This is a genomic window from Steroidobacter cummioxidans (genome assembly GCF_003104955.1).
The window spans coordinates 1-4,768 of record NZ_LSRW01000109.1 but is presented as its reverse complement, the minus strand read 5'-3'; the positions used below and the strand labels follow the sequence as shown (position 1 = coordinate 4,768).

Sequence of the window (4,768 nt, the reverse complement as noted above, 5' to 3'; positions counted from 1 at the left end):
GCAGCGTCAGATGTGTATAAGAGACAGGCGCTACGCTGAGATCGCGTCGTTGTTGCCGACCATCTTCCTGCGGCTGATCAAGATGATCATCGCGCCGCTGGTGTTCTCGACCCTGGTGGTCGGCATCGCCAAGCTGGGCGACATCGCGATGGTGGGCAAGGTCGGCGGCAAGGCGCTGGCGTGGTTCATCGGCGCTTCGCTCATTTCATTGACGCTGGGCTTGATCCTGGTGCAGGTGTTCGAGCCGGGCAAAGCCATGCAGTTGCCGCTGCCCGAGGCCAACGCGGCGTCGGGCTTGCAGACCGATGCGCTGTCGTTGAACACCTTCATCTCGCATACCGTGCCGACCAGCGTCATCGATGCGATGGCTCGCAACGAGATCCTGCAGATCGTGGTGTTCTCATTGTTCTTCGGCACCGCCATGGCGGCGCTGGGCGAGCGCAGCAAGAACGTCATCGAAGTGTTCGATACGGTCGCGCACATCATGTTGAAGGTGACTGGCTATGTGATGTTGTTCGCGCCACTCGCGGTGTTCGGCGCACTCGCCAGCACGGTCGCCAAGGAAGGTCTGGGCATCCTCGGCGTCTATGGATTGTTCGTCAGTGAGTTCTATCTGGGCCTGGCGATACTGTGGCTGGTCCTGGTCGTGCTCGGTGGCATGGTCATCGGGCCACGCGTCGTGCAACTGGTCCGGCGCATTCGCGAGCCGGTGATCCTGGCGTTCTCTACGGCCAGCTCGGAAGCGGCGTATCCGAAGACGCTGGAAGAGCTGGAACGCTTCGGCTGCAGCAACCGCGTGGCGAGCTTCGTGTTGCCGGTGGGGTATTCGTTCAACCTCGACGGTTCGATGATGTACTGCACGTTCGCGGTGATGTTCATCGCGCAGGTGTATGGCATCGAGTTGAGCATCGGTCAGCAGATCGTCATGGTCGCTATCCTGATGCTCACGTCCAAGGGCATCGCCGGCGTGCCGCGCGCGTCGCTGGTGGTGATCGCTGCGACCTTGCCGCACTTCAATATTCCCGAGGCCGGCATGCTGCTGTTGCTGGGCATCGACCACTTCCTCGATATGGGGCGCTCGGCCACGAACGTGGTCGGCAACAGTATCGCCACGGCGGTGGTGTCCAAGTGGCAAGGCGAATTGCAGCCGACCAGCGTCGAGCCGCTGCCCGCGCACCGGGTGACCTGAAAATCTTCACACGTTTGGTCTTCTGACCGGGGCGGTCGGCATGCTCAAATCGGGCATGCGCCCCGATCCCGATCAGCTGCTGGCAGCCGTCAACGCCGAGGAGGCTCGCGCCGGGCGTGGCAAGCTGCGGATCTTTTTCGGCGGGTCGGCGGGGGTAGGCAAGACCTACGCCATGCTCGAAGCGGCGCATCGAGTGCATGAGACCGGCGCCGATCTGGTGCTTGGATATATCCAGCCGCATGGCCGCACCGAAACCGACAATCTGCGCGAAGGCCTGGAGCAGTTGCCCACATTGCCGGTGCGCTATCGCGGACTGGTCCGCCAGGAATTCGACCTCGACGCCGCGCTGAAGCGCCGCCCCGCCATCGCGCTGGTCGACGAGCTGGCCCATTCCAATCTCATCGAAGGCGAGCCGCCGCCGCGGCATGCCAAACGCTGGCAGGACATCGAAGAGCTGCTCGAAGCGGGCATCAATGTCTGGACCACGGTCAACGTCCAGCACCTGGAAAGTCTCAACGATCTGGTGGCGCAGATCACCGGCGTGCGTCAGCGCGAGACCATTCCCGATCGCATTTTCGATGAAGCCGATGAAGTCGAGCTGATCGATTTGCCGCCCGACGACCTGCTCGCGCGGCTGCAGGCGGGGCTGATTTATTTGCCGGAAGAGGCGCGGACCGCAGTCGATCGTTTCTTTCGCAAGTCCAATCTGATTGCGTTGCGCGAGCTGGCATTGCGACGCATGGCGGATCGAGTCGACGCCTCGGCGCAGGCGACCGCTTCGCTGGATAGAGCATCACGCGCGTGGATGGCGCGCGATCGCTTGCTGGTCGCGGTCGGTCCGGACGAGCAGGCCGAACAGTTGGTGCGTGCGGGCAAGCGGATGGCGGATGCGCTCGATGCCGCCTGGTCGGTCGTCTATGTAGAAACGCCCGAGCTGCTGCGATTGTCACAACATCAGCGCAATCGTCGCATCGATATTCTGCGGCTCGCGGAATCGTTGGGTGCGGAGACCGTGACGCTCGATGGTCCGACGGCGGCCGAAGCATTGAGCGGGTATGCGGAAACTCGAAATGCAACCCGCCTGATTGTCGGAACGCCGAAGCGACGCGGCTGGCGCGCGTGGTTACGCCCGTCCACAACAACGGCGCTGGCGCGAAAAGCCAAGGCCTTCGATGTCATCGTGATCGCGCCAGCGGAAACATCCAAGCGAGCCACGGCCGACCGCAATGACGCACCCGCCATCGCAGTGCCGATCCATTGGGATCGCTACGCCTGGGCACTGGCCACGACGCTGATTTGCACGCTCGTCGGCTTCGCGATGCAGGAGAGCTTCGAGGCGGCGAACATCGTCATGATTTACGTGCTGGGCGCAACCGTCGCCGGGGTGCGATTCGGTCGCGGTCCCGCAGTGCTTACGGCCATCGCCAATGTGGTTGCCTTCGATTTTTGTTTCGTGCCGCCGCACTTCACGTTTTCGGTCGCGGATGCGCAGTATGTCGTGACGTTCGTGGTGATGCTGGTCGTGACGCTGGTGATCGCCAATTTGATGGCGAGTGTGCGTCAGCAGACTCGCGTCGCCGGTGCGCGAGAACGCCGCACTTATCTACTGTATGCGATGAGCCGCGAGCTGGCGGCGACTCGTGGTATCGCCGAACTGGCGCGGGTCGCGGTTCGTCACGTTGCCGAGGTCTTTCAATGTCAGGCCGTGGTCTTGTTGCCGGATGCCTCGGGGAAGCTCAGACAACCGCACGACTTGCCGGAGTCGGGCTCGCTCAGATCGGCGGATCTGTCGATCGCGCAATGGGTGCTCGATCATGGGCGTCGTGCCGGACTCGACTCGGATACGCTGCCTGCCGCGCCTGCTTTGTATTTGCCATTGGGCAGTGAGCAGCAGAAGCTCGGGGTGCTGGCAGTGCTGCCCCAGAACCGCCGTCGTGTTCTGTTGCCCGAACAGCGGCGTCTGTTGGAAACCTTCGCGGCGCAGATCGGACTGGCGGTGGAGCGCGGCAAGCTCGCTGAGGCCGCCGAATCGTCCCGCGTCGCTGCTGAAACCGAGAGCTTGCGAAATACTTTGCTCGCTTCGATCTCACACGATTTGCGCACACCGCTTGCAGTAATCGCCGGCGCCAGCAGCACGCTGGCCGAGCACGGCGAGGGACTGGATGCAGCTGCGCGTCGCAAGCTCGCGCTGTCCATCGAGTCCAAAGCTCGTGACATGACGGATGTGGTTGCCAATGTGCTCGACCTCATGCGGTTCGAGGCCGGGCACGTCGTGTTGCGCCGGGAATGGGAGACTTTGGACGATCTGCTCGGCACCGCGCTGAGGCGGATGCAGGAGCGACTCGGCGCACATCGAGTCACATCGCAGCTGTCCGCAGATCTGCCGCCGGTTTGCGTCGACGCAAGTCTGATCGTGCAGGTGTTCATCAATCTGCTGGACAACGTGGTGAAGTACACGCCCCCCGGAACGCCGGCGGCGATCTCGGCCGTTGTTCGTGACGATGTCGTGGCGGTCACGTGTGACGATGCCGGGCCCGGGCTGCCGCCCGGAGAGAATCATCGGCTGTTCGATAAATTCCATCGAGGCAACGACGAGGGTGCGACTGTCGGCGCGGGGCTGGGGCTCGCGATCTGTCGCGCGATTGTTCGTGCTCATGGCGGCGATATCACCGCCGGTGAGCGGCCAGGCGGTGGCGCGCGGTTTGTCTTCACATTGCCGCTGAAGGAGGAGGGCTCGTGACACAAGCTCTCCATCAAGTGCTCGTCGTCGAGGATGAGCCCGACATCCGAGCCATCCTGCGCACGCTGCTCAAGACTGCGGGTTATCGAGTCATCGAAACCGAGACTGCGGCACGCGCGATCGTGGAGGCGCAAAGTCACAAACCGGATCTGTTGTTGATCGATCTGGGCCTGCCCGATGTTGACGGCATCAGGGTCATCCGTGCCGTTCGCGGGTGGTCGCCGATGCCCATCGTCGTGCTGTCGGCACGGACCATGGAGTCGCAAAAGATCGAAGCGCTCGATGCGGGGGCGGACGACTATGTCACAAAGCCCTTCAGCGCTCCGGAGTTGCTGGCCCGCGTGCGTGCAGCGTTGAGAAGAAATGTTCGTGGCGCGGAGCAGGTGCCCCATCTGGACGTCGGCTCGATCGCGATCGATCTGACCCGACGCCAGGCGGTCGGGCCGGAAGGTGCTGTGCACTTCACGCCGCTGGAGTATCGCGTGCTGGAAAGCCTGGCGCGCCAGGCCGGCATGATCGTGACGCAGCGCCAGCTCATCAGCGAGGCTTGGGGGCCGGGGAAACTCGGCGACACGAGAAGCCTGCGAGTGTGCATCAAGAACCTGCGCCAGAAGCTCGAGCCGGATCCAGCCCGGCCGCAGTACTTGCTGACCGAGGCGGGCGTGGGTTACCGGCTGTTGTTGCCAGCGGAATGATGCTGACTCAGTCGAGCTCACAGTATCCGCTTGGGTATTGAAGATAAGAGCGTCAATGGCTCGGCGGTGGCTGTCGGGGGTCTCGGGAAACTCGCGAGCGTCTTTACTGTTGGCGGGCTGTGCNTTNNACACATCTGACGCTGC

3 protein-coding genes are annotated in these 4,768 nt (G+C 63.1%); all 3 read left to right on the top strand.

The features are described from left to right. Window positions 1–1,189: dicarboxylate/amino acid:cation symporter (locus D0550_RS33125; RefSeq protein WP_153067462.1), on the top strand; the 1,189-nt coding region annotated here is incomplete at its 5' end. 40 nt (window positions 1,190–1,229) lie between these two features. Then, window positions 1,230–3,929 (top strand): sensor histidine kinase, encoded by a 2,700-nt coding sequence (locus D0550_RS33120; protein ID WP_206606700.1) that lies wholly within the window; start codon window positions 1,230–1,232, stop codon window positions 3,927–3,929. Continuing rightward, entirely contained in the window at window positions 3,926–4,624 is a 699-nt protein-coding gene (locus tag D0550_RS33115; RefSeq protein WP_116813460.1) for a response regulator, read from the top strand. Before D0550_RS33120 ends, D0550_RS33115 begins: the two co-directional genes overlap by 4 nt. Window positions 4,625–4,768 lie beyond the last annotated feature (144 nt).

What these genes read in the sequence shown, in the direction of transcription:
- D0550_RS33120 (WP_206606700.1), top strand. Translation starts at nt 1,230, where the DNA reads ATGCTCAAATCGGGCATGCGCCCCGATCCCGATCAGCTGCTGGCAGCC.